Here is a 1931-nt window from a genome sequence, read left to right as displayed (position 1 = left end):
GATGCTGCTGAAGCTGAACTATCTGCTGCAGATGCGCTGTTGCTTGCCGCTGAAGCTGAACTATCCGCTGAACTTGCACTGTTAGATGCTGCTGATGCTGAACTGTCCGCTGCTGACGCACTGTTAGATGCTGCTGATGCTGAACTGTCCGCCGCAGATGCGCTGTTAGATGCTGCTGACGCTGAACTGTCTGCTGCGCTTGCGCTGTTGCTTGCTGCTGATGCAGAAGAGTCTGCCGCTGACGCACTGTTAGATGCCGCAGAAGCTGAACTATCCGCTGCAGATGCGCTGTTAGATGCAGCTGATGCAGAAGAGTCCGCTGCACTTGCGCTGTTAGATGCTGCTGAAGCTGAAGAGTCTGCTGAGCTTGCGCTATTGCTTGCTGCAGAAGCTGAACTATCTGCTGAACTTGCGCTGTTAGACGCTGCAGAAGCTGAACTGTCCGCTGCAGATGCGCTATTAGATGCTGCTGATGCTGAACTATCCGCTGCGCTTGCACTATTGCTTGCCGCAGAAGCTGAACTATCCGCTGAGCTTGCACTGTTAGACGCTGCTGACGCTGAACTATCTGCTGAACTTGCACTATTAGATGCTGCTGATGCAGAAGAGTCTGCTGCAGATGCACTGTTAGATGCCGCTGAAGCTGAACTGTCCGCTGCAGATGCGCTATTAGATGCTGCTGATGCTGAACTGTCTGCTGCGCTTGCGCTGTTAGACGCCGCCGAAGCTGAACTATCTGCTGAACTTGCACTATTAGATGCCGCTGAAGCTGAACTATCTGCTGAGCTTGCGCTGTTGCTTGCCGCTGAAGCTGAACTGTCTGCTGAGCTTGCGCTATTAGATGCTGCTGAAGCTGAACTATCTGCTGCAGATGCGCTGTTGCTTGCCGCTGAAGCTGAACTGTCTGCTGAACTTGCGCTGTTAGATGCTGCTGATGCTGAACTGTCCGCTGCTGACGCACTGTTAGATGCCGCTGATGCAGAAGAGTCCGCCGCAGATGCGCTGTTACTTGCCGCCGAAGCTGAACTGTCTGCTGCAGATGCACTGTTAGATGCCGCAGAAGCTGAACTATCTGCTGCGCTTGCGCTGTTGCTTGCTGCTGATGCAGAAGAGTCCGCTGCACTTGCACTGTTAGATGCTGCTGAAGCAGAAGAGTCTGCTGCGCTTGCACTATTAGATGCTGCTGACGCTGAACTGTCCGCTGCGCTTGCACTGTTAGACGCTGCAGAAGCTGAACTATCCGCTGCAGATGCGCTGTTACTTGCTGCTGATGCTGAACTGTCTGCTGCGCTTGCGCTGTTAGACGCCGCCGAAGCTGAACTATCTGCTGCAGATGCACTGTTAGACGCTACTGAAGCTGAACTGTCCGCTGCAGATGCACTGTTAGATGCTGCTGATGCAGAAGAGTCTGCTGCACTTGCGCTGTTGCTTGCCGCTGATGCTGAGCTGTCCGCTGCAGATGCACTGTTAGATGCTGCTGATGCAGAAGAGTCTGCTGCGCTTGCACTATTGCTTGCTGCAGAAGCTGAACTATCTGCTGAACTTGCGCTGTTAGACGCTGCAGAAGCTGAACTATCCGCTGCAGATGCGCTGTTACTTGCTGCTGATGCTGAACTGTCTGCTGCGCTTGCGCTGTTAGACGCCGCCGAAGCTGAACTATCTGCTGCAGATGCACTGTTAGACGCTACTGACGCTGAACTATCCGCTGAGCTTGCACTATTAGATGCTGCTGAAGCTGAACTATCTGCTGCACTTGCACTGTTAGATGCCGCTGAAGCTGAACTATCCGCTGCGCTTGCGCTGTTGCTTGCTGCTGATGCAGAAGAGTCTGCCGCTGACGCACTGTTAGATGCAGCTGATGCAGAAGAGTCCGCTGCACTTGCACTGTTAGATGCTGCTGAAGCAGAAGAGTCTGCTGCGCTTGCACTATT

1 protein-coding gene is annotated in these 1931 nt (G+C 53.5%); it reads left to right on the top strand.

The window, feature by feature from the left end:
- Positions 1 to 1931, top strand: a 1931-nt coding sequence (locus ACXVWB_RS11180; RefSeq protein ID WP_458485388.1) for a hypothetical protein, incomplete at both ends; no start/stop codon positions are given.

The sequence above is a fragment of the Haemophilus sp. SZY H53 genome, from assembly GCF_054332375.1.
The sequence above is the reverse complement of the archived record's forward strand: the minus strand, read 5'-3'. Positions and strand labels throughout refer to the sequence as shown.